Origin of the sequence: Streptomyces sp. NBC_01498, from assembly GCF_036327775.1 — a bacterium.
Lineage (GTDB): Bacteria > Actinomycetota > Actinomycetes > Streptomycetales > Streptomycetaceae > Streptomyces.
Map to the genome: position 1 here is coordinate 3,579,070 of NZ_CP109598.1, position 24,216 is coordinate 3,603,285.

The window sequence follows — 24,216 nt, forward strand, 5'->3', positions numbered from 1 at the left end:
ACGTCACAGCTCCTTTCAGGCCGCTCAGGCCGCTACGAGGTACGAGAAGACCGATTCGAGGGATTCGTCGGACGGCGAGACCGTGAGGAGCCGGATGGAGTGCTCGCGGGCGACCCTCGGCAGCAGTTCGGTGAAGCGGCCGAAGTCGACGGCCTGGATGCGCAGCGAGCCCTCGGTGACGTCGACCTCGATGCCGGCCGTCGAGGGGTCGGCGATCAGGGCGGCGGCCAGTGCGCGGTCGTCGCTGGACCGCACGAGATAGCGGTGCGGCCGGTCGGTCATCAGCCGGCGGATCTTGCGGAAGTCGCCGGACGCGGCGTGCCGGCCCGCGACGATCACCTCGATGTGGGCGGCGAGTTGCTCGACCTCCTCAAGGATGTGCGAGGAGAACAGGACGGTACGGCCGGCCGCGCCCATCCGCCGCAGCAGGTCCATCAGCTGCATGCGCTGGCGCGGGTCCATTCCGTTGAACGGTTCGTCCAGGAGCAGCACGGACGGTTCGTGGACGAGCGCGGACGCCATCTTCACGCGCTGCCGCATGCCCTTGCTGTACGTCGCGATCTTGCGGTCCTGCGCGTACTCCATCTCGACGGTGGCGAGCGCCTTCTGGGCCTCCTTCTTACCGAGGCCGTGGAGTTCGGCGTTGGCGACGACGAAGTCGAGACCGGTCAGGAAGTCGTACATGCCCTCGCGTTCGGGGACGATGCCGATCTTTCGGTAGACGGACTCGTTGCGCCAGATCGTGTCGCCGTCGAGGGTGACGCTTCCGTTGGAGGGGGCCAGGAAGCCCGCCATCATGTTGATGAGGGTGGACTTGCCCGCGCCGTTGGGTCCGAGCAGTCCGGTGACGCCGGGGCCGACGGTCATCGTGACGTCGTTGACGGCGACCACGTTGCCGAACCAGCGCGACGCGTGCTCGATGTTGATGGTGGTCACAGCCCGACCTTCCGGTAACGGCGCATGAGGACGGCGTACGAGCCGAGGATGAGCGCGAGGACGACCAGCAGATAGACGGCGCCGACACCGGCCGAGGGGCCGGCCTCGCCGGGGAACGACGAGGTGGCGCCGAGGAAGGCGGTCTGTACGCCGTCGATGAGCGTGATGGGCGAGAACAGCCCGAACCACTGGACGGCGCCGTCCGAGCCGGTCTCGGAGGCGATGGCCTGGATGGTGGAGACGGCGCCGTAGGTGATGGTCAGCGTGGCGATGACGGCGGCGACGCCGAAACCCCGGCGCGGGGTGAGGGCGGCCATGACCAGGCCGAGCCCGCCGAACAGCAGCGAGAGCAGTGCCACGGAGACGAGTCCCTGGCCGAAGCCCTTGGTCTGGTCGACGAAGTCCATCTTGGCGAGCAGCGAACCGATGTAGAGGACGACGAGCGGCGAGGCCGTCAGTACGAAGATCGCGGACGCCATCGCGCCGTACTTGGCGAGGACGTAGTCGACGCGCTCGATGGGGCGTGAGAAGTACAGCGGGACGGTCTTGAACCGCAGGTCGCGCGAGACGGACTGGGGCGCCTGGGCGGCCAGGAAGAGGGCGATGAGGGCCTGGGTGAAGATCGCGTACTGCGTGTACTCGACGGGCAGGCTCTTGAGGTTGGTGGCGACGGCGACGGCCACCATGATCGCCGCGGGCAGGCACATCACGCCGAACAGGATCATCGGCAGGACCTTGGACTTGCCGGACCGGCCGAGGCCGTAGGAGCCGCGCAGGGACTGCGAGAAGAGGGAGCGGCGGGCGTAGGCACGGCCGAGGCGCGGGCCGTCGTAGTTGCGGTAGCCGATGTTGTGGATCTGGGTGAGGTCAGCGCTCATCGCGGCCGCCTCCCTTCTGGAGTGCGAGATCCGCGGTGTCCGGTGCGGCCGTTCCGGGGGTTGTCGCGGGCGGGGCCGTTCCGGGCTGGGCGGGGAGGGCCTGTCCGGCGGCGGCTGCGGCCGTTGCCGCGTCCTTGGAACGGAAGACCTCCGCGATGCGGTGGCGGCGCTGCTCCATCCGTACGAGGCCGAGGCCGAGTTCGGCGACGGTGTCGCGTACGACGTCGTACGTCTCCTCGCCCGCCGCCTCGATGAGCAGGATGTGCCCGGCGCCGGGGAGACCGTCCTCCTCGCTGTCGTGGAGCGTGAGCCCGGCCGCACCGAGTGCCCGGCGCAGCGCGAGGGTCCCGTCGGGGTGCGTGTCGGTGTCGGTGACCTCGACGGCGAGTGTCGCCGTGTCCTGGGTGAAGTCCCGGGTGGAGCTGGAGCGCAGCAGCGTGCCGCCGTCGATGACGACGACGTGGTCGCAGGTGCGTTCGAGTTCGCCGAGGAGGTGCGAGGTAACGAGGACGGAGATGCCGAAGTCCGTGTAGACACGGCGGATCAGGCTGAGCATCTCGTCGCGGCCGACGGGGTCGAGGCCGTTCGTCGGCTCGTCGAGAAGGACGAGTTGCGGATCGTGGACCAGCGCCTGCGCGAGCTTGACGCGCTGCTTCATGCCGGTCGAGTAGCCGCCGATGGGACGGTAGCGCTCCTCGTACAGGCCGACATGGCGCAGGGTGTCCGCGGTGCGTTCGCGGGCGGCGGTCGGGGGGAGGCCGGACATCCGCGCCATGTGGACGACGAGTTCGGTCGCCGAGACGTCGGGCGGCAGGCAGTCGTGCTCGGGCATGTATCCGACGCGTTCGCGGATGGCGGCGCCTTCGGTGGCGACGTCGTGGCCGAGCACGGTGGCGCGGCCCTCCGTGGCGGGGGACAGACCCAGCAGAATCTTGATCATGGTCGACTTGCCGGCTCCGTTGGCACCCACCAGACCGGTCACGCCCGGTCCGATGTCCAAGGAGAGCCGGTCAAGCGCGGTTACCCGGGGGAACCGCTTACTCAGGGCTTCAGTGGCGATCACAGTCACGGGACTGACGGTAGTGGTGTGCGCCACAGCGGGCGTCAGCCCTGGCGGCTGTCTCGGACTCCGTCTTGAGGTGTACGGGCCCGTAAGGGCCGCGTCAAAAGTCAGGCCGAAGGTCGCGGGACGGGGCGGGGGCACGTGCGACCGGGGTCGGGCGGCGCCGGCGAGGATCCGGGCGAGTCCCGGGAAGAAGTACGGGCGGGGGCCCCGGAGATCTTCCGGAATTCCGCTCGGAGGTGGGGAAAAAGCCCGGTCGGAGGGGTGCGCGAGGAGTTGTCCACAGGGAGTTATCCACAGGTTGATCAGCGCACTTGACGCCGCCGCCGGACATTGTCACATTCATCAGTGTCATGTTACGAACGCGTACGGCGATCGGTGCGGCACGGAGGGGCGGGTCATGGCTTCAGCGGTGGCGGGCGAACGGGCCACGGAGCTACGGGGATTCAGATCCGCGCAGCGGCTGGCCTACGAGTGCGCCGAGGCAGTGGCCGCGCGCCTGCGGCCGGGGGTCACGGAGCGCGACGCCGCCCGGATGCAGCGCGAATGGTTGCGTGCGCGCGGTGTGCGCGACTGGTTCCATCTGCCCTTCGCCTGGTTCGGGGACCGTACGGCTTTCGCGGGGTTCCGCGTGCCGCTCCAGTTCTTCCCCACCGGTCGCAGGCTGGCGGAGGGGATGCCGTTCATCCTCGATCTGGCGCCGGTGTACCGGGGATATCCCGCCGATGTCGGTTACTCGGGCTGTCTGGGCCCCCATCCGCTGCACGACAAGCTGCTCGCCGATCTCCGGGCGCATCGCGAGTTGCTGCTGACCGAGGTGCGCGAGCGGCGCCCGCTGCGGGAGATCTACGAGGACGTGGACCGGCTGATGGTCCGGCAGGGGTATGAGAACAGACACCGGGCGTATCCCTTCGGGGTGATCGCCCACAAGGTCGACCGGGTGAAGGACCGGCGCTGGTCGCCGCACGTGTTCGGGTTCGGTACGCAGGCGCTCAGGGGTCTGGCGAGCGACGCCCTGCACGGGCACCGGGACGGCTGGTCACCCCTGTGGAGTCCGTACAGATTCTCCGACCACCCGCCGAGACCCGGCCTGTGGGCGGTCGAGCCACACCTCGGCTTCCGGGGTACGGGAGCCAAGTTCGAAGAGATCCTGGTGGTCACCGACTCCAGGGACCCGGCCGAGAGCGCGTTCTGGCTGGATGACGATCTGCCGCATGTGCGGCGTTGGGCGGAGGGTGCGTGATGTCGCTTCAGTCAGTTCCGTCGGCGGCCGGGCCGGGCGGCGCGCGTGAGCGCCGGGTGCGCACGGGCGAGGTCGATCTGTGTGTGGCCGAGCTGGGTGACCCGGCACGGCCGACGGTCGTCCTCGTGCACGGCTATCCGGACAGCAAGGAGGTCTGGTCGCTGGTCGCGGAGTCGCTCGCCGACCGCTTCCACGTGGTGCTGTACGACGTCCGGGGGCACGGCGGGTCGACGGCGCCGAAGCCGCTGCGCGGTGGCTTCACCCTGGAGAAGCTGACGGACGACTTCCTGGCGGTCGCCGACGCGGTGAGCCCGCGCAGACCGGTCCACCTGGTGGGGCACGACTGGGGGTCCGTGCAGGGCTGGGAGTTCGCGACCGTACGCCGCGCGTCGGGCCGTATCGCCTCCTTCACCTCGATCTCGGGGCCCTCGCTGGACCACTTCGGGCACTGGATCAAACAGCGGATGACCCGGCCCACCCCGCGCGCGGTGGGTCAACTGCTCGGTCAGGGCGCCAAGTCCTGGTACGTGTATCTGCTGCACACGCCGAGGCTGCCCGAGCTGGCGTGGCGCGGGCCGCTCGGCCGGCGGTGGCCGAAGCTGCTGGAGCGCGCCGAGAAGACACCGCGAGGGAGCCGGCCCACCTCGGCTCAGGGTGCGGCACGCGGGGCCGAGGCGTATCCGACCTCCTCGCTGCCGGACGACGCCGCGCACGGCGCCTGGCTCTACCGGGACAACATCCGCGCACGGCTGCGCAGTCCGCGCGCCGACGCGCACGCGCGGGTGCCCGTCCAGCTGATCACCCCGACGGGGGACCCCTTTCTCTCCGAGCGGCTCTACGAGGATCTGGAACGGTGGGCGCCGCAGCTCGTCCGCAGGACGCTTCCCGCCACGCACTGGGTCCCCCGGTCCCGGCCCGATCAACTGGCGCGCTGGATCACCGATTTCGTACTGGCCCACGAGCCCGATCCGGACGACGAGGACGACGCGGCGGCAGCCATCGGGACCGTCGGCAAGGCACGCCGGGCGAACCGGGACCGCCGGGCGCGGGAGCTGGTGGCGAGCGGCCCGTACGGGGAGCGGTTCGGCGGGCAGCTCGTCCTGGTGACCGGGGCGGCCGGCGGGATCGGGCGGGCCACCGCGTTCGCGTTCGCCGAGGCGGGCGCCCGGGTCGTGGCGGTCGACCGTGACGCCGAAGGGGTCGCCAGGACCGCCGAGATGGCCCGGCTGATCGGCGCGCCCCAGGTGTGGGCGGAGACCGTCGACGTCAGCGACGAAGAGGCGATGGAGAAGCTGGCCGGGAAGATCGCCGACGAGGGCGGCACGGTCGACGTCCTGGTGAACAACGCGGGGATCGGCCTGTCGGGCCCGTTCCTGGAGACCACGACGGAGGACTGGAAGCAGGTCCTGGACGTCAATCTCTGGGGCGTGATCCACGGGTGCCGGATATTCGGCGGCCGGATGGCGGCGCGCGGCCAGGGCGGGCACATCGTCAACACCGCGTCGGCGGCGGCCTATCAGCCGTCGAAGGCGCTGCCCGCGTACAGCACGTCCAAGGCGGCCGTGCTGATGCTCAGCGAGTGCCTGCGCGCGGAGCTGGCCGGGCAGGGCATCGGGGTCAGCGCCGTCTGCCCCGGCTTCGTCAACACCGGCATCACCTCCACCGCGCGGTTCACCGGTGTCTCGGCGGAGGAGGAGAAGCGGCGCCGGAAACGGGCGACCCGGCTGTACGGGCTGCGCAACTACCCGCCGGAGAAGGTCGCCGACGCCATCCTGCGCGCCGTCGTCCGCAACGAGGCCGTCGTACCGGTCACTCCGGAGGCGCGCGGCGCCCGGCTGCTGTCCCGTTTCGCGCCCGGGACGGCGCGCGCGATAGCCCGGCTGGATCCGCCGCTGTGAACGCGCGGGAGGAGCGGGCGGATCCGCACGGGGAGGCGTCGGAGCCGCCGCCCGGCCGCCCCGACGGAAACGGCGCGGCGGACGGACCTCGGGGGATCGCGCCCCGGCGGGTGTCCTTCGACTGGCACGGGACCCCGCTGCACTGGATACCGGACGAGCCGACCGCCACGCATGTCGTCAACGTGCTGCATCTGCTGCTCCCGGCGGGTGAGCGGTGGTTCGTCAGGGTCTTCGGGGAGGCGCTGCCCCTGGTGGACGATCCGGTGCTGCTCGGGCAGGTCAAGGGCTTCATGGGACAGGAGGCGACGCACAGCGTGCAGCACACGTACGTGCTGCGCCACCTCGCGGAGCAGGGGCTGGACACCGAGCCGTACACCCGGCACGTCGACCTGCTCTTCGGGAAACTTCTCGGGGAGAAGCCGCCGTTCGGTGTGCCGTGGCCGGCGCGGGACTGGCTGCGCTTCCGGCTGGCGATCGTCGCCGCGATCGAGCAGTTCACGGCCGTGCTGGGCGACTGGGTGCTCCGTGCGGAGGCGCTGGACCGGGCGGGGGCGGACGGGGTGATGCTCGATCTGCTGCGCTGGCACGGCGCCGAGGAGGTCGAACACCGGTCGGTGGCCTTCGACATGTACGAGCACTGCGGTGGCCCCGGTCCGGTGCGTTACGCCCGCCGGCTGGAGACGATGCTCGTCACCGCGCCGGTGATGCTCTGGCTGTGGGGGTGGGGAGCGGCGTATCTGATCCGGCACGACCCGAGCCTCGGGGGCCGGTCGCGCTACTCGCTCCGCGAGCACAACCGCGCCGTCGCCAAGGGCCTGTTGCCGACCTGGCGCGAGCTGGGGGCGGCCGTACCCCGGTACTTACGGCGGTCCTACCATCCCTCGCACGAGGGTTCGCTCCGCAGGGCGGTCGACTATCTCGCGGCCTCGCCCGCGGCCCGCGCGGCAGCCGGGGCGGCCGGCCGGTCCACCACGCGGCACACCGTTCCTGAGCCCTGGGAGGGGTGAGCGTGTCCGAGAACGCAGGTACGTCGGGAGCCCGGGGCACGACCGGGGCCACGGACGTGGACCGGTACCGGATCGAGGACCTGGCGCACGCGAGCGGCGCCACGGTCCGCACCATCCGCGCCTACCAGGACCGCGGGCTGCTCCCCGCCCCGAGGCGGCGGGGCCGGGCCAACATGTACGGGGACACCCATCTGTCCCGGCTGCGCCAGATCTCGGATCTCCTCGACCGGGGCTACACCCTGGCCTCGATCAAGGAACTGCTGGAGGCGTGGGACACCGGGCGCGGACTCGGCGGGGTGCTGGGTCTGGTCGCCGAGGCGCGCGCCCCCGGCACCGACGAGCGGCCCGCCCGGCTCACCCGCGCCGAGCTGGACGAGTTGTTCGGCGGCTCCCCCGGCGAGGCGGCGCTCATCGAGGCGGTGGAGCTGGGGGTGCTGGAGCCGATCGCGGGCAGGGACGACGAGTTCCTCGTACCGAGCTCCCAAGAGTTGTCGGTGGCGGCCGAGTTGTACGCGGCGGGGGTGCCGCTGTCGGCTCTCTCCGCCCATCTGCGGGAACTTCGCGGCCAGGTCGAGCACATCGCCGTTCGTTTCCTGGAGTTCGCCAGGGAGCATGTCTTCGCGCGGTATCCGGTCCACCCGCCGACGACGGATGCGGAAGCCGCCGAGGCGGCAGCGCTCCTGCGGCGCCTGCGCCCCCTCGCCGGGCAGACCGTCGACGCCGAACTGGCTCGCGCCATGAGGTTGTTCGCCGCCCGGCACCGGGAGCAGCGCCGGTTGGCGGGCGAGGTGGAGCTGTCACGCTCCGGGACCCGGTCGGTGGCGCTGCCGGCCGGGACGGTCGAGGCTCTGCGGAGCCTGGTTGGCGAGGAGGGCGTCTCGGCCTTCGTCACCGCGGCGGCCGAACGGGAGTTACAGGCAAGGACGTTGGACAGCCTTGCCACAACCCACTCGCAGCGCGGACAACTTGATCAAATGGGCTGACAGGGAGGTCGGTTGTCCACAGATTCGTCAAATCGCCTGTGGATAACTTGAGTTGACTGTGGATCAAACATTTTCACACTGATCTTTTTCGATCGGATCGAGTCGAAACAAGTCGGAACGAATCGGATCGGTGCGCATGTCGAACCGGATCGAAATGGGTGGCGCCTCCCCGGTGCCTCCCGGCACTCTGGTCGGATGACCGGAACGCATACCCCACCGGGCACGGGAACGCCCGACGAACGGCGCACCGTCAAGGTGTCGAAGTACCTCTCGAAGCATCTGCGGCACCAGCCCGAGCGAATCGGGCTCACGCTCGACCCGAACGGCTGGGTGACGGTCGACGCGCTGCTCCGCGCCACGGCCGCCCACAACTTTCCCGTCACCCGCGCGGAACTCGACCATGTCGTGGCCGTCAACGACAAGCGGCGCTTCACCGTCGAGGGCGGCAGAATCCGCGCGAACCAGGGCCACACCGTCGAGGTGGACCTGGACCTGCCACCGGCCGAGCCGCCCGCGTACCTCTACCACGGCACGGTCGCCCGCAGCCTCGACGCGATCCGCGCCGAGGGCCTGCGCCCCATGAACCGCCACCACGTCCATCTCTCCCCGGACCGCGAGACGGCCACCCGCGTCGGCGCCCGCCGAGGCCGGCCGATCGTCCTCCCGGTGGACGCGGGCGCGATGCACCGCGACGGCCACGTCTTCCGCGTCAGCGCCAACGGCGTCTGGCTGGCCGACGCCGTCCCCCCGGACTACCTGCGCTTCGGCGACTGATCCCCGCCGACCCACCACGCACCCACCACGCGCCCGACCGGCGCGGCCCGGTCAGGCCGGTCAGGCCGGTCAGGCCGGTCAGGCCGGTCAGGCGGAAACGTAAGCTCGGCCCATGAGTCTGCGTCTGAGCACCGTGATCCTCCCCGTCGACCGCTGGCACAAGGGAGGCCGGGCGACGTGGCAGCGTGCCGAGGAGCTCGGCTTTCACACGGCGTACACCTACGACCATCTCTCCTGGCGCACCTTCCGCGACGGCCCGTGGTTCGGCGCCCTGCCCACCCTCACCGCCGCCGCCACGGTGACCGAACGCCTCCGGCTGGGCACCCTCGTCACGTCGCCGAACTTCCGCCACCCCGTGACGCTCGCCAAGGAACTGATCTCGCTCGACGACATCTCCGACGGGCGCGTCACGCTCGGCATCGGTGCCGGCGGCAACGGCTTCGACGCCACGGCGCTCGGGCAGGAGGCGTGGACACCGCGCGAGCGGGCGGACCGCTTCGGCGAATTCGTGCCCCAGCTCGATCGCCTGCTCACCGAGGGCGCGGTCACCCAACAGGGCGGCTTCTACTCGGCGGTCGAGGCCAGGAATCTGCCGGGTTGTGTACAGCGCCCCCGCCTCCCCTTCGCCGTCGCCGCGACAGGCCCGCGCGGCCTCGGACTCGCCGCACGGTACGGCCAGGCGTGGGTGACCACCGGCGACCCGAAACTCTTCGACGAGGGCACCCCCGCGCAGTCGGACGAAGCGCTGCGCGGGCAGGTCGCGAAGCTCGGCGCGGCGTGCGAGGCGATCGGCCGCGACGCGGCTGAGCTGGACAGGATCCTGCTCACCGCCTTCACGCCGGACCGGTCCACGATGCTCGACTCGGTCGGCGCCTTCGTGGACTTCGCGGGCCGGCAGCGGGAGATCGGCTTCACCGAGATCGTGCTCCACTGGCCGATCCCCGACTCGGACTTCGCCGTGGACCAGGACGTCTTCGAGCGCGTCGCGACCGAGGCGGCCGACCAGCTGCGCTGACGGCGCCTCGCCGTCCCCCGGGGAACGCGTGAGTACGTCGGGACTACGTCGTGGCTACGTCGTGAGAGCGTTCGGACGGTGACGCGTGGGGACGTTCGGGCGCGAACCTCCCGGTGTCACCCCGCTCGCCCGCAATGCCCGCTGTCGTGCCGGCTCAGGTGTGCGCCCCCGCGCACGCCCGTGCACGCGGGTACGGGAGAATGAGCCGGTGACCTCCCCCATCGAATCCTCGCTGCCCGCCCGCCCCCGGCTGATCGCCACCGATCTCGACGGAACGCTGCTGCGCGACGACAAGACCGTCTCCGAGCGCACCGTCGCCGCGCTCGCCGCCGCCGAGGAGGCCGGGATCGAGGTCTTCTTCGTCACCGGGCGGCCGGCCCGCTGGATGGGGGTCGTCAGCGACCATGTGCACCGGCACGGCCTCGCCATCTGCGCCAACGGCGCCGTCGTGGTGGATCTGCGGGCCGGCGGGGGAGTCGGCGAGGCGGTGATGGTCCGCGGCCTGGACCCGGACGCCGCGCTCGATGTCGTCCAGGCGCTCCGGGACGCCGCTCCCGGCACGTCCTTCGCCGTCGAGAAGACGACGAGCTTCGACCACGAGCCCGACTACCCGCCCTTCGTGAACGACCCCGGCTCGCACATCGCCGTCGCCGAGAAGCTTCTCCAGGAGGCGACGGACAAGGATCCCGTCATCAAGGTGCTGGCGAACCACCCGACCCTGGCACCGGACGCCTTCCTCACCCTGGCCCGCACGGCCGCCGGACATCTCGCCTCCTTCACCCGCTCCAGCCCCACCGCGCTCCTGGAGATCAGCGGCCTCGGCGTGAGCAAGGCGAGCACCCTCGCGCTCTGCTGCGCCGAGCGGGGCATCTCCTCCGACGAGGTCGTCGCGTTCGGCGACATGCCGAACGACGTGGAGATGCTGGCATGGGCCGGTTCGTCGTACGCGATGGGCAACGCCCACCCGGACGTGATCGCGGCGGCGTCCGGCCGCACCGTCGCCAACAACGAGGACGGGGTCGCCGTGATCATCGAACAGCTGGTGGCACGGGCGCGGGACGCCCTCCAGGTGCCGGACACCGACTGAATCCGGACACGGCCCGGGTCCGGGCGCACCTCCCAGGTCCGGCACGGCCGGGTACGGCACCGCCCAGGTCCGGCGCACCACCCAGGTCCGGGCGCACCGCCCAAGATCGACCCGCCCAGCGCGGACACACCCCGGTCCGGTGGCCTACAGCGGCGCCTGCCAGATCACCGTCGTGCCGCCGCCGTCCGGGGCGAGGCCCGGTCCGACCTCGCTCGATCCGCCCAGTGACTCGGCGCGCCGCCGCAGGTTGCGCAGACCGCTGCGCCGGCCGCCGTCCGGGATGCCCACCCCGTCGTCGGCGACGGACAGCCGTACGGCGGGTGTGCCGTCCGGCAGGTGGGCGCTCGCGTCCACCGTGACCTCGATCCGCGACGCCCGTGCGTGCCGGAAGGCGTTGGACAGGGCCTCGCGGAGCGCCGCGATGAGGTTCTTGCCGGTGAGATCGCCGACGGACGAGTCGACCGCGCCGGCGAAACGGTGGGTCGGCCGGAAGCCGAGCGGCACGGCCGCCATGTTGATCTCGCGCAGGACGCGGGTGCGCAGCCCGGACGGCGCCTCGGCCGGGCCCTGTTGCAGCGCGAAGATGGCCGTACGGATCTCCTGGATGGTGACGTCCAGTTCGTCCACCGCCTTGCCGACACCCGCGCGGACCTCGGGCACGGCCGACCGCCGCTGCGCGGTCTCCAGCATCATCCCGGTGGCGTACAGGCGCTGGATGACCAGATCGTGCAGGTCGCGGGCGATCCGGTCGCGGTCCTCGAACACCGCGAGCCGTTCCCGGTCGCGCTGCGCCTCGGCCATCATGAGGGCGAGGGCGGCCTGCGAGGCGAACTGGGCGCCGAGGGCGCGTTCCGACTCGGTGAAGGGGCGTGCGCCGATATGGCGCGGGGTCGCGAGGACGCCGAGCACCCGCCCGTCGCTGTGCAGCGGCAGCAGCATGCTCGGGCCGAAATGGGCGGAGAGCGGGGAGATCAGGCGCGGGTCGGTGCTGGAGTCCTCCACGTAGACGGATTCGCCCGCCAGCAGTTGGGCGACCACCTCGCTCTGTCCGGTGATCCGGGTGCCGATGGAGGCGTCGGGGTTGTCGGAGGAGACGGCGGCGATCTCCAGATCCCCGTCGGAGGTGGGCAGCAGGACGACGCCCGCGGCCGAGTCGGCGAGTTTGCGGGCCTGTTCGGCGACGACGGTCAGGGCGTGGCGGGCGTGTGCGGTGTAGTCGGCGTCGGCGTCGCCGTCCGTGGGGGCGGTGGGGTCGGGGTGTTCGGGGTGTTCGGGGTGAGCGACGTCCTCGCCGGACAGCAGGGCCGTGGTGACGGCGACCGAGCCGTCGATCCAGCGTTCGCGCCGCCGGGCCGCCTCGTACAGCCGGGCGTTGCCGATCGCCAGGCCCGCTTCGGTGGCGAGGACCCGCGCCAAGTGCTGGTCGTGGTCGGTGAATTCGGCGCCGTCGCGCTTCTCGGCGAAATACAGATTCCCCAGTGTCTCGCCCTGGACGCGGATGGGGACGCCGAGGAACGAGCGCATCACGGGGTGGTGGGGCGGAAAACCGGCCGCGCGCGAGTCGTGGCCGAGGTCGGTGAGACGGATGGGTTCGGGGTGGCGGATGAGTGCGCCGAGCAGCCCGGTGCGGCCGTCCGGGCGGTGGCCGATCCGCCGGGCGGTGGCCTCGTCCACGCCGTACGTGACGAAGTCGGAGAGACCGCGGCCCGTCTCGTCCACGACGCCGAGCGCCGCGTAACGGGCCCCGGTGAGACGGGCCGCCGTCTCGCAGATCCGGTCGAGGGTGGAGCGCAGTTCGAGTCCGGTGCCGACGGAGCGCATGGCTTCGAGCAGTTGCGGGACGCGCGCGGTGAGTTCGGTGGACAGGCCCTGGAGACGGCGAGCCGCGTCGGCGTCGGGGTGGTCCCGGGGGTCGGGGGCTGTCATACCGTCGACCCTAGTGAGTCGCATTTGACATGGAAAGTCGGTTATCGGCGGCTGTCTCGCCGATCAGGACGGCTGATCGACCCGTACGGCCCGCGTCTGCCCCCGGGCCTGCCCCTGCCGCTGCTCTCGTTCGCGCTCGCGCATCGTGCGCAATGGACCGTCCACCGCGATCAGATCGGTGTACGGGCCCCGCTGCACCACCCGCCCCTCGTCGAGCACCAGCACCTCGTCCACCGCGTCGAGCCCCTGGAGCCGGTGGGCGATCAGCAGGGTCGTCCGCCCTTCCGTCTCCGCCAGCAGGTCCGCCGTCAGCGCGTCGGCCGTCGGGAGATCGAGGTGTTCGGCGGGCTCGTCCAGCACCAGGACGGGGAAGTCGGCGAGAAGCGCCCGTGCCAGCGCCAGACGCTGGCGCTGGCCGCCGGAGAGCCGCGCGCCGTGCTCGCCGACGAGGGTGTCCAGTCCGGCGGGCAGCGTGTCGACCCAGTCCAGCAGGCGGGCCCGGCGCAGCGCCTCGCGCAGGTCGTCGTCGGTCGCGTCCCGGCGGGCGAGGGCGAGGTTCTCGCGTACGGAACTGTCGAACAGGTGCGCGTCCTGCGCGCACAACCCGACGAACCGCCGCACCGTGTCGCCGTCCAGCGTGGCCGTGTCCGTCCCGCCGAGCCGGACGACGCCCTCGCGCGCGTCGAGGAAACGCAGCAGCACCTGGGCGAGCGTCGTCTTGCCCGAGCCGGAAGGACCCACCACGGCGAGCCGTGTCCCGGCGGTCAGGGTCAGGTCGACCCCGGCGAGCGCGTCGCGCTCCTGCCCCGCGTACCGGGCCGAGAGCCCCCGTACCTCCAGTGGGAACGGCGATTCGGGAGTGACGGCAGGCCGCTCGGGCTCCCGTACGGGGTCGGGCGCGTCCAGTACCCCGCACACCCGCTCGGCGCTGCGCGCGGCCCGCTGCCGGTACCGCACCGCGAGCGGCAGCCCGGCCACGGCCTCGAACGCGGCGAGCGGCGTCAGGACGACAACGGCGAGCGCGACTCCCGGCAGCCGCCCGTCGTGCACGGCCCCGACACCGGTGTACGCGGCGGCGGTCACCGTCAGGCCGCAGATAAGCGCGGACAGGCCGCCGCTCAGTGCGGTGGCGGCGGCGCCGCGCGAGGCGATGGCCGTGAGGGCCGTGTCGGCGTCGCGCGCCGCGCGGATACGGCTCCGCAGGGCGCCGGCGACCGTCAGTTCGGCGCAGCCTTCGAGGAGTTCGGTGACCCGGGTGGCGAGCAGGCCGCGCGCGGGGGCGAGCCGCCGTTCGGCGCGGCGCGCGTGGGCGGCGCCGATCAGCGGCACGCCGACGCCTGCCGCGAGCAGGCCGACGGCCAGCGCGGCGCCCGCCTCGGGCAGCAGCCAGGTGGTGAAGCCGACGGTGCCCGCGCCGACGAGCAGGGCGGAGCCGACCGGGAGCACCCAGCGCAGCCAGTAGTCCTGGAGGGCGTCGACGTCGGCGACGAGCCGGGTGAGCAGATCCCCGCGCCGGGTGTGGCGCAGCCCGGCGGGGGCGAGCCGTTCGAGCCGTCGGTAGACGGAGACGCGCAGGTCGGCGAGCATCCGGAGCACCGCGTCGTGGGAGACGAGCCGCTCGGCGTAGCGGAAGACGGCGCGCCCGATCCCGAAGGCGCGGGTCGCGGTCACGGCGACCATCAGATACAGCACCGGTGGCTGCTCGGACGCCCGTGAGATGAGCCATCCGGAGACGGCCATCAGCCCGACGGCGGACCCGAGTGCCAGGCTCCCGAGCACCAGCGCGAGTACGAACCGACCTCGCAGGGCCCCGGCGGCGGCGCGCATCCGGGCGAGCGGGCGTGGTGTGGCGCCGCGTCCCCGGCGTGCGTCAGTGTCCGGGGCGGCGGTCTGGTCCGCGAACACGGACGGGCCCCCGGCGGCGCCTGTGCCTGTACCGGAGGTGGCGCCGCCGCCGGTGCCTGTGCCTGGACCGGAGGTGGCGCCGCCGCCGGTGCCTGTGCCTGGACCGGAGGTGGCGCCGCCGCCGGTGCCTGTGCCTGTGGTGCCGGTGTCTGGGCCTGCGCCGGCCGCTCCCGTACCGATGCTGCTGCCGCCGCCGGTACGGTCAGTGGTCCCCGTAACGGAAACGCCGCCCCCGTGCCGGAGCCCCGGTGTCCGCCCGCCACCCAAGGGCCGGTCCACCGGCGCACCGGAACCGCCCAGTTCGACCACTCGGTCCGCCAGGGGCAGCAGCGCCGGGCGGTGGATCACCAGGATCACGGTGCGGCCCTCCGCCAGGCGGCGGATCGCCGCCACGATGCCCGCCTCCGTCTCGCCGTCCAGTGCCGCCGTGGGCTCGTCCAGCAGCAGCACCGGACGGTCCGCCAGGAACGCGCGCGCCAGTGCGAGGCGTTGACGCTGCCCCGCCGACAGGCCCGTACCGTCCTCGCCCAGTTGGGTTTCCGTCCCCCGGGGCAGCGCGCTCACGAAGTCGTACGCCCCCGCGTCGCGCAGCGCGTTCCGTACGACGGCGTCATCCGCGTCCGGGCGGGCCAGGCGTACGTTCTGGGCAATCGTCCCCGCGAAGAGGTACGGGCGCTGCGGCACCCAGGCGATCTGCGCGCGCCAGCGGTCCAGGTCGAGGGCGGAGAGGTCCCTGCCGCCCACCCGTACGTGACCCTCGTCCGGCACGGTGAAGCCGAGCAGCACGTTCAGCAGGGTCGTCTTGCCCGCGCCGCTCGGGCCGACCAGGGCGACCGTCTCCCCCGGTTCGACCACCAGCGTGGCCGCGTCCAGGGACGGTTCGGCCCGGCCCTCGTGGCGCACCGTCACACCCGCCAGCTCCAGCCGGGGCGGGCCCGCCCCCTCGGCCGTACACCGTCCCCCGGTCGCCGGGTCGGTGCGGGAGAGGGTCGCCGGGTCCGTCTCCAGCACCGCGAAGACCTCCTCCGCCGCCGCCAGCCCCTCCGCCGCCGCGTGGTACTGCGTGCCCACCTGCCGCAGCGGCAGATACGCCTCCGGGGCCAGGATGAGCACGACGAGTCCGGTGGCGAGGTCCAACTCCCCGTGGACCAGGCGCATCCCAATACCCACGGCCACCAGGGCGACCGACAGGGTCGACAGCAGTTCCAGCGCGAAGGACGACAGGAAGGCGATCCGCAGCGTACGGAGCGTGGCCCGCCGGTACGCCGAGGTGATCTCCCGCACCGACTCCGCCTGTGCCTTCGCCCGGCCGAAGACCTTCAGCGTCGGCAGCCCGGCGACCACGTCCAGGAAATGCCCCGACAGCCGCGACAGCAGCTGCCACTGACGGTCCATCCGGGACTGGGTGGCCCAGCCGATGAGCACCATGAAGAGCGGGATGAGCGGCAGGGTCGCCACGATGACGGCCGCCGACACCCAGTCGTCGGTGACGATCCGCGCGAGTACGGCGACCGGCACCACCACCGCGAGACCGAGCTGGGGCAGATAGCGCGCGAAGTAGTCGTCCAGCGCGTCCACGCCACGGGTGGCCAGCGCGACGAGTGAGCCGGTGCGCCGCGTGCTCAGCCATCCGGGTCCCAGCTCGGCGGCCCGCTCCAGCAGCCGCCCGCGCAGCTCGGACATGACCGCCGCGCTCGCCCGGTGGGCGGCACGTTCGGTCAGCCACGCGACCAGTCCGCGTCCGACGGCGACCGCGCCGAGCAGGACCAGCGGCGTACCGAGCCCGGAGACATCGAGTCCGCGCTCGAACGCCCCCACCACCACTTCGGCGACGATCACCGCCTGAGCCACGATCAGCCCGGCACCGGCCAGTCCCAGAAGCACCAGTGCCACCAGGAAACGCCGGGTGGCCCGTGCGTACCGCAGCAGACGCGGATCGATTGGTTTCACGTGAAACACCCGCCCGGTTCGGGACCAGAGTCCGAGGTCTTGTCGGACACGGTCTAGTGGTGCGCGTCAGTCGTGGTGGTACGCGTCGGCGAGGTGCCGGGGGCCTGCAATGGGCGGGGTCCGGCATTGTGCTGGGTGTCCGCGATGTGCTGGATATCGGCGATGTGCTGGGTGCCGATGCGCTTGCGGAAGACCCAGTACGTCCAGCCCTGGTAGAGCACCACCAGCGGCGTCGCGATGCCCGCGCACCAGGTCATGATCGTGAGGGTGTACGGCGTCGAGGACGCGTTGGTCACCGTCAGGCTCCACGCCGGGTCGAGCGACGACGGCATGACATTCGGGAAGAGCGTCAGGAAGAGCATCGCCACTGCGGCCACGATCGTGAGTCCGGAGAGCGCGAACGACCACCCCTCCCGCCCCATCCTGATCGCCACGACCGCGCCGGCCAGCGCCACCACCGCGACCACGAGGGCGCCCAGGCTCACGCCGTCCCCGCTGTCGGCCTGTGTCCACCCGAGGAACCCGAGCACCGCCACGGCCGTGAGCAGCCCCAGCCCGAAGGCCAGCTTCCGCGCCCGCACCCGGATGTCCCCCACCGTCTTGAGGGCGGCGAACACCGCGCCGTGGAAGGTGAAGAGGGTCAGCGTCACCAGCCCGCCGAGGAGCGCGTACGGGTTGAGCAGGTCGGTCAGGCCGCCCACGTACTCCATGTCGGCGTCGATCTTCACGCCGCGCACGATGTTCCCGAAGGCCACGCCCCAGAGCACCGCCGGCAGCAGCGAGGTCCAGAAGATCGCGTGCTCCCAGTCGCGCTGCCAGCGCTCCTCGGGACGCTTGGCCCGGTACTCGAAGGCGACTCCGCGCACGATCAGACAGATCAGGATGAGCAGCAGCGGCAGATAGAAGCCGGAGAAGAGGGTGGCGTACCACTCGGGGAACGCCGCGAAGGTCGCGCCGCCCGCCGACAGCAGCCACACCTCGTTGCCGTCCCAGACGGGGCCGATGGTGTTGATGAGGACCCTGCGTTCCTTGCGGTCGCGCGCGAGGAGTTTCGTCAGGACACCGATCCCGAAGTCGAAGCCCTCAAGGAAGAAGTAGCCGGTCCACAGGACGGCGATCAGGACGAACCAGACGTCGTGGAGTTCCATGACTCACATCAGCTCCTCAAAGTCCTCGGTACGGGTCGGTACGGGCATTGCGAATCGGCACGGTCGGCATCGGGTCGGCACGGGTCAGTACGAGAACGCCATCGGGCGGTCGGCGTCCTCGCTGTCGTGGCCGCCGATCTTCGTGGGCGGGTTGAGGTCGTCGTCCGTGAGCTCCGGCGGACCCGCCTTGACGTACGTCACGAGCAGCCGCACCTCGACGACGGCGAGCGCCGCGTAGAGCAGGGTGAAGACGATCATCGAGGTGAGCACCTCGGCGGTGGAGGTGCCGGGGGAGACGGCGTCGGCGGTGCGCAGTACGCCGTAGACCGCCCAGGGCTGGCGGCCGGTCTCGGTGAAGATCCAGCCCCAGGAGTTGGCGATGAGCGGGAAGAGCATCGTCCACAGGGCGACCAGCCAGTAGATCCGGTCGAAGCGGGGGCCGAGGGCCTTGGAACGGAAGAGCACGAGATGCGGGACCTCGTCCTCGCCGGTGCGCAGCGCCTTCGGCAGCAGGAACTTCCGGCGGGTCAGCCAGAGCCCGAGGAGTCCGATGCCCAGCGACGCCATGCCGAAGCCGATCATCCAGCGGAAGCCCCAGTAGGCGACGGGGATGTTGGGCCGGTAGTCGCCGGGGCCGTACTTCTCCTGTTCCGCCTTCTGCACGTCGTTGATGCCGGGGACGAACGAGTCGAAGTCGCTGTGGGCGAGGAAGGAGAGCAGGCCGGGTATCTCGACGGCGACCTTGTTGTGGCCCTGGTCGACGTCCCCGTACGCGAAGAGGGAGAACGGCGCGGGCGCCTCGCCGTCCCACAGGGCCTCGGCGGAGGCCATCTTCATCGGCTGCTGCTCGTACATGATCTTGCCGAGGGTGTCGCCGCTGACGGCGGTGAGCAGGCCGGCCGTGACCAGGGTGACGAGACCGAGCCGCAGTGAGGTGCGCATCACCGCGACGTGGGTCCGCCGCCCGTCGCGCCGTCGGCGCGCGAGGTGGAAGGCGGATATGCCGACCATGAACGCGCCGCCGACCATGAAGGCCGCCGTGATGGTGTGGAAGAACTGGGCGAGGGCGGTGTTCTGCGTCAGTACGGCCCAGAAGTCGGTCAGCTCGGCCCGGCCGCGCTCCTCGTTGATCCGGTAGCCGACGGGGTGCTGCATCCAGGAGTTGGCGGCCAGGATGAAGTAGGCGGAGAGGATCGTGCCGATCGAGACCATCCACATACAGGCCAGATGGATCTTCTTGGGCAGCTTGTCCCAGCCGAAGATCCACAGGCCGATGAAGGTGGACTCGAAGAAGAACGCGATCAGCGCCTCGAAGGCGAGCGGGGCGCCGAAGACATCGCCGACGAAGCGGGAGTAGTCCGACCAGTTCATGCCGAACTGGAACTCCTGCACGATGCCGGTGACGACTCCCATCGCGATGTTGATCAGGAAGAGCTTGCCCCAGAACTTCGTCGCCCTGAGGTACTTGGGACGGGACGTCCGTACCCACGCGGTCTCCAGGCCGACGGTCAGCGCGGCGAGGGAGATCGTGAGGGGGACGAAGAGGAAGTGGTAGACGGTGGTGATGCCGAACTGCCATCGCGCGAGAGTCTCGGGGGCCAGTGCCATGTCCACGTCGTCTCTCTCCTTCTCCTTGCGGGCCCCTTGCCGGGGGCGGCGACGTGTCCCGAACGTCCCGATGAGAACGGGGCGAAGCAGGACACCTCACACTCGCTTGTGAACGCGTTCACATTCACAAGCAAAAGTATGGCGCACGGTCCGACGGGATCTTCAAGGGGGGGTCCCCCTCCGTACGTCCCGCCGTGGCCGCGCGCCGTGGCACCCCGCTCGGGACCGGCCGGGCAGGCCGGACCCGGGACAGGCATCCGTCGCGTATCAGCTCCTCGGTCCCGCCCGGCGGACAGGACCTCGGCCGCGGATCCTCAGACCCTCGATCCTCAGAGCTCCTTGCGGAACGTTTCCGCCGTGCGCAAGAACAGGTCGTTCGCCTCGTACTCACCGATCGTCACCCGCACCCCCTCGCCCGCGAACGGCCGGACGGTCACGCCCGCGCGCTCGCACTCCGCCGCGAAGTCGGTCGTCCGGTCCCCCAGCCGCAGCCACACGAAGTTCGCGTGCGTCTCCGGCACGGTCCAGCCCTGCCCGATCAGCGCGTCGTACACCCGGGTGCGCTCGGCGACCAGTGACCCCACCCGCCCCAGCAGCTCGTCCTCGGCGCGCAGTGAGGCGACCGCCGCGTCCTGTGCGATCTGGCTCACCCCGAACGGCACCGCCGTCTTGCGCAGCGCGGCGGCGACCGGCTCGTGGGCGATCGCGAAGCCGACGCGCAGCCCCGCGAGGCCGTACGCCTTGGAGAAGGTCCGGAGTACGGCCACGTTGGGGCGCTCCCGGTAGATCTCCACGCCGTCGGGCACGTCGGTGTCCCGGATGAACTCGCGGTACGCCTCGTCCAGCACCACCAGCACGTCGCCCGGCACCCGGTCGAGGAACCGTTCCAGCGCGGCCCGGCGCACCACGGTGCCCGTGGGGTTGTTGGGGTTGCAGACGAAGATCAGCCGGGTCCGTTCGGTGATCGCGTCCGCCATCGCGTCCAGGTCGTGGGTGTCGCTCGCGTCCAGCGGCACCCGCACCGACGCGGCCCCGGAGATCTGCGTGATGATCGGATACGCCTCGAAGGACCGCCAGCCGTAGATCACCTCGTCGCCGGGGCCCGAGGTGGCCTGAAGCAACTGCTGGGCCACTCCCACCGAACCCGTGCCCGTCGCGAGGTGCGAGACGGGCACCCCGAAGCGCTCGGCCAGCTCGCCCATCAGCCCGGTGCACGCCATGTCGGGGTAGCGGTTGAACGCGCCTGCCGAGGCCAGCACCTTCTCCATCACCCCGGGGAGCGGCGGGTAGGGGTTCTCGTTGGACGACAGCTTGTACGCGGCGGGCCCGCCGGACGCCGCCGGCCTGCCCGGCTTGTAGGTGGGAATGCCGTCCAGCTCGGCGCGCAGCTTCGGGCTCGTCTCGCTCACCGCGGGTCCTCCTCGGGCGTTCTGTGGCTTCTGGGGCTTCCGGCGCTTCTGTCGCTTCCGGGGGCCGGTCACATGATCGGCTCACCTCATGCGGATGTACCAATACTGCTTACCTTAAGAGGATTGACGGGCCCTGCGAATACCGCCCGCCGCCCCGGCCCCGGGACGGCTCGCGGAACGCCGCTCGGACGTTCGCCGGCCCGGCCCCGGGACGCCCGCCGGAACGGCCGCGCGACGCACGCGGAACCCTCGCGGGACCGGTCTCCGCACGACCGCGAACGGGGAGTCCGAGAGGCCCGGAAGGCGGGCCCCGACAGGGGGAGCGTTCGCCGACCTGGCGCGCGCCGGTGGCTCACTCCGTGGCGCGCATCCCCCGTGGGGGTGAGTTGAGACCTCTTCGAAACATCGGGGACTCGCCAGGCCCATCCAGCTCCACGCTTGACAGACCACAACAGGATCGCTCAATACCCTTGTTTTCCATGTCTATTGAGCGTTGATGATCATGCAGAAACGTGACTCTAGGTAGGTGAATATGCGACCGGCCTGACCACCGTGATGAGCCCTACTATCGGCTCGCCATGACACCAGCAGGGAAACACCAGGTGAGCCGGACGGACACATCCCGACGGGGCAGCCGGCAAGGTCGGGCGGGCATCCGGGACGTGGCCGCCGCAGCCGGTGTCTCCATCACGACCGTCTCCGACGCGCTCAACGGCAAGGGGCGGTTACCCGACGCCACACGCCGCCATGTCCGAGAAGTCGCCGAACGGCTGGGCTACCGCCCGTCCGCCGCGGCCCGAACCCTCCGTACCGGCAAGTCGGGACTGATCGGCCTGACCGTCACCACGTACGGGGATGAACCTTTCACCTTCACCGAGTTCGCCTACTTCGCCGAGATGGCACGGGCCGCGACCTCCGCGGCACTCGCCCGGGGCTACGCCCTCGTCATCCTTCCCGCCACCTCCCGCCACGATGTCTGGTCGAACGTCGCACTCGACGGCACCGTCGTCATCGACCCGTCCGACCACGACCCGGTCGTCACCGAACTCGTCCGCCAGGGCCTGCCCGTCGTCTCGGACGGCCGCCCGGCCGGCACCCTCCCCGTCACCGCGTGGGTCGACAACGACCACGAGGCCGCCGTACTGGACCTGCTCGACCATCTCGCCGCGGCGGGCGCCCGCCGGATCGGGCTGCTCACGGGGACGACCACCGACACGTACACCCGGCTCTCCACCACGGCGTATCTGCGCTGGTGCGAGCGGGTCGGACAGGACCCGGTCTACGAGTCCTACCCCGCGCACGACCCCTGCGCCGGCGCCGTCGCCGCCGACCGGCTGCTCGCCCGCCCCGACCGCCCCGACGCGGTGTACGGGCTGTTCGACCCCAACGGCACGGATCTGCTCGCCGCGGCCCGGCGCTACGGCCTGCGGGTCCCCGAGGACCTCCTCCTCGTCTGTTGCAGCGAGTCCACCGTCTACGCGACGACCGAACCGCCGATCACGACCCTCTCGCTGAAGCCGCGCCGGATCGGCACCGCCGTCGTCCAGCTCCTCATCGACGCCATCGAGGGAGTCGACACCGGGCGTCCGGTGGAGCAGGTGATACCGACGGAGCTGATCGTCCGGACCTCGTCCCAGCGGCGTCCGCCCCGCACCACGGTCAGCGCCCCGAGGTCTCCGTCCAGAGACTGAGACGGAGAGGCCCGAATCGCGCATTTCGGGCGATCCGCGTGAAAACTGTCGATGAAACGCGGGTGGAATCGGATTGACCACCCCTGGTGCGTCACAGAGGGGTCACTGCATTCCTATGATGGGCGCACGACACCGCGGACCGTCCCCTACCTCCGGTGGGGATGTCCCGCCCGACCAGGCGGGGCCCGAGAGGTGTACGGAGGCGCGACGGTGGTGGAGGGGTCGATGACTCAGGGGGCCGGGTCCGGTCAGGGACCCGTGGTGCGGACGGCGACATTGCGCGATTTCCGGGTGCCGCCGTACACGCAGGTCCCCGTGATGCCGGGGCAGCAGGGCGACGCCGAGGTGCCGCGTACGGATCCACGCACCCTGGTAGGTACGGTTCCGGCCACGGGCACAGTCCCCGGCACGGGTTCAGCCACGGGCACGGGCACAGTCGCGGGTACGGGTACGGCGGTGGCGCCCGCGCCGCCGGTCCCTCCTGCCGCACCCGTACCGCCGGTGCCTGTTGACCCGCCCGTACCGCCGCTCCCGCCCGCCGCACCGGCCTTTCCCGCCGCAGCCGCCCCGCCGCTCCCTCCCGCACCACCCGTCGCGCCGGCGTCGACACCGACCACGCCCGCACCGCCCGTCGCCGAGGCGGCCCCCTCCGACCACCCGGGCAACGCCATCCCCCGCGACGAGATCCCCGAGGGCTACACCCCCACCGAGCGCGACCTCCCGGTGATCGGCCCCGGCAGCACCGTGCAGGTCCGTGTCGACCCCGTCGAGAGCCCCGGCACCCAGGACGGCCTCGGCCCGCTCTTCGTCGTCGGCGACGTCCACGGCTACCTCGACGAACTCGTCGCCGCCCTCGCCGCACAGGGCCTCATCGACAGTGCGGGCAACTGGGCCGCCGGCAACACCCGCCTCTGGTTCCTCGGCGACTTCACCGACCGGGGCCCCGACGGCGTCGGCGTCATCGACCTCGTCATGCGGCTCTCCGCCGAGGCCGCGGCGGCGGGCGGCTACTGCAAGGCCCTGATGGGCAATCACGAACTGCTCCTGCTGGGCGCGCGGCGGTTCGGCGACACCCCCGTCAACTCCGGCGCCGGCACCGCCACCTTCCAGGCCGCCTGGCTGCTGAACGGCGGCCAGAAGGTGGACATGGAGCGCCTCCAGGACGTCCACCTCCAGTGGATGTCCCGCCTCGACGCCCTGGTGGCGGAGGACGGGCACCTGCTGATGCACTCCGACACGACCGCGTATCTCGACTACGGCACCACCATCGAGGACGTCAACGACAACGTCCGCGCCATCCTCACCCGCAACGACGCCGACGAGTGCTGGGACATCTTCCGCAAGCTCACCAAGCGCTTCGCGTTCCGCGACAACGGCGGCCCGGAAGCGGCCAGGGAACTGCTGGCCGCGTACGGCGGGGGCCGTATCGTCCACGGCCACAGCCCGATCCCGTATCTGCTCGGCGACGTGGGCACCGAGGACGCGTCGGACGGCGAGGACAGCTCCGGGCCGGTGGTCGACGGGCCGCACGTCTACGCCGACGGGCTCGCCGTCGCCATGGACGGCGGAGTGACCATGGCCGGAAAGCTACTGGTCGTCAGGCTCCCCCTGGATAACTGAGAAGAGTGGGAGCAGGCGTTTTCGGTGAACTCCCTCTCACCTCCTGCCCCAACCGCTCTACCATCGGCTCATCCG

The 24,216-nt window shown here is 71.4% G+C and carries 17 protein-coding genes; 9 read left to right on the top strand and 8 right to left on the bottom strand.

All coding sequences use genetic code 11. The features are described 5' to 3' along the window. Nucleotides 1–24: 24 nt before the first annotated feature. The 3 genes from OG875_RS15235 to OG875_RS15245 are packed head-to-tail and all read right to left on the bottom strand — an operon-like array spanning nt 25 to nt 2,910. Nucleotides 25–936 carry an ABC transporter ATP-binding protein gene (locus tag OG875_RS15235; protein ID WP_330174775.1) on the bottom strand — a complete coding sequence of 304 codons (912 nt, stop codon included), beginning with the start codon at nt 934–936 and terminating at the stop codon, nt 25–27. Continuing rightward, entirely contained in the window at nt 933–1,814 is an 882-nt protein-coding gene (locus OG875_RS15240; RefSeq protein WP_330174776.1) for an ABC transporter permease, read from the bottom strand. Before OG875_RS15240 ends, OG875_RS15235 begins: the two co-directional genes overlap by 4 nt. After that, nucleotides 1,804–2,910 carry an ABC transporter ATP-binding protein gene (locus tag OG875_RS15245; RefSeq protein ID WP_330174777.1) on the bottom strand — a complete coding sequence of 369 codons (1,107 nt, stop codon included), beginning with the start codon at nt 2,908–2,910 and terminating at the stop codon, nt 1,804–1,806. Before OG875_RS15245 ends, OG875_RS15240 begins: the two co-directional genes overlap by 11 nt. Before the next feature lie 367 nt (nt 2,911–3,277). Between OG875_RS15245 and OG875_RS15250 the strand changes: the two genes are divergently transcribed. From OG875_RS15250 to OG875_RS15280, 7 genes are all read left to right on the top strand, one after another. Then, the gene (locus OG875_RS15250; protein WP_330174778.1) at nt 3,278–4,120 is read left to right on the top strand and encodes a M24 family metallopeptidase; all 843 of its coding nucleotides are present in this window, start codon (nt 3,278–3,280) and stop codon (nt 4,118–4,120) included. Continuing rightward, nucleotides 4,120–6,018, top strand: coding sequence for an SDR family oxidoreductase (locus OG875_RS15255; RefSeq protein WP_330174779.1), 1,899 nt, complete (start codon nt 4,120–4,122; stop codon nt 6,016–6,018). The genes OG875_RS15250 and OG875_RS15255 overlap by 1 nt, the downstream gene beginning before the upstream one ends. A 95-nt stretch (nt 6,019–6,113) precedes the next feature. Beyond that, complete coding sequence (locus tag OG875_RS15260; RefSeq protein ID WP_330177753.1) at nt 6,114–7,025, top strand: metal-dependent hydrolase; 912 nt, start codon at nt 6,114–6,116, stop codon at nt 7,023–7,025. Between the two features lie 2 nt (nt 7,026–7,027). Further along, nucleotides 7,028–8,008, top strand: coding sequence for a MerR family transcriptional regulator (locus OG875_RS15265; RefSeq protein WP_443079117.1), 981 nt, complete (start codon nt 7,028–7,030; stop codon nt 8,006–8,008). Nucleotides 8,009–8,203: 195 nt separating this feature from the next. Further along, nucleotides 8,204–8,782, top strand: a complete 579-nt coding sequence (locus OG875_RS15270; RefSeq protein ID WP_330174780.1) for an RNA 2'-phosphotransferase — start codon at nt 8,204–8,206, stop codon at nt 8,780–8,782. Between the two features lie 112 nt (nt 8,783–8,894). Then, nucleotides 8,895–9,797 (top strand): LLM class flavin-dependent oxidoreductase, encoded by a 903-nt coding sequence (locus OG875_RS15275; RefSeq protein ID WP_330174781.1) that lies wholly within the window; start codon nt 8,895–8,897, stop codon nt 9,795–9,797. Nucleotides 9,798–10,005: 208 nt separating this feature from the next. Beyond that, nucleotides 10,006–10,884 carry a Cof-type HAD-IIB family hydrolase gene (locus tag OG875_RS15280; protein WP_330174782.1) on the top strand — a complete coding sequence of 293 codons (879 nt, stop codon included), beginning with the start codon at nt 10,006–10,008 and terminating at the stop codon, nt 10,882–10,884. A 144-nt stretch (nt 10,885–11,028) separates the two neighbouring features. Here the strand turns inward: OG875_RS15280 and OG875_RS15285 are convergent, their stop codons facing one another. The 5 genes from OG875_RS15285 to hisC all read right to left on the bottom strand — a co-directional run bounded on the left by OG875_RS15285 (nt 11,029) and on the right by hisC (nt 20,830). Then, complete coding sequence (locus OG875_RS15285; protein ID WP_330174783.1) at nt 11,029–12,810, bottom strand: sensor histidine kinase; 1,782 nt, start codon at nt 12,808–12,810, stop codon at nt 11,029–11,031. A gap of 63 nt (nt 12,811–12,873) precedes the next feature. After that, entirely contained in the window at nt 12,874–16,665 is a 3,792-nt protein-coding gene (gene cydD / locus OG875_RS15290; protein ID WP_330174784.1) for a thiol reductant ABC exporter subunit CydD, read from the bottom strand. 53 nt (nt 16,666–16,718) lie between these two features. Further along, nucleotides 16,719–17,813, bottom strand: coding sequence for a cytochrome d ubiquinol oxidase subunit II (gene cydB, locus OG875_RS15295; protein ID WP_330174785.1), 1,095 nt, complete (start codon nt 17,811–17,813; stop codon nt 16,719–16,721). Nucleotides 17,814–17,897: 84 nt separating this feature from the next. Continuing rightward, nucleotides 17,898–19,427 (bottom strand): cytochrome ubiquinol oxidase subunit I, encoded by a 1,530-nt coding sequence (locus OG875_RS15300; protein ID WP_330174786.1) that lies wholly within the window; start codon nt 19,425–19,427, stop codon nt 17,898–17,900. A 323-nt stretch (nt 19,428–19,750) separates the two neighbouring features. After that, nucleotides 19,751–20,830: a histidinol-phosphate transaminase gene (hisC, locus tag OG875_RS15305; RefSeq protein WP_330174787.1), complete on the bottom strand. Its 1,080-nt coding sequence runs from the start codon at nt 20,828–20,830 to the stop codon at nt 19,751–19,753. Between the two features lie 578 nt (nt 20,831–21,408). On the opposite strand from hisC, the gene OG875_RS15310 reads away from it, so the two are divergent. Both OG875_RS15310 and OG875_RS15315 read left to right on the top strand, forming a co-directional pair. Continuing rightward, a complete protein-coding gene (locus tag OG875_RS15310; protein WP_330174788.1) occupies nt 21,409–22,521 on the top strand; it encodes a LacI family DNA-binding transcriptional regulator in 1,113 nt (370 codons plus the stop codon). Between the two features lie 210 nt (nt 22,522–22,731). After that, nucleotides 22,732–24,141 (top strand): metallophosphoesterase, encoded by a 1,410-nt coding sequence (locus tag OG875_RS15315; RefSeq protein ID WP_330174789.1) that lies wholly within the window; start codon nt 22,732–22,734, stop codon nt 24,139–24,141. Nucleotides 24,142–24,216 lie beyond the last annotated feature (75 nt).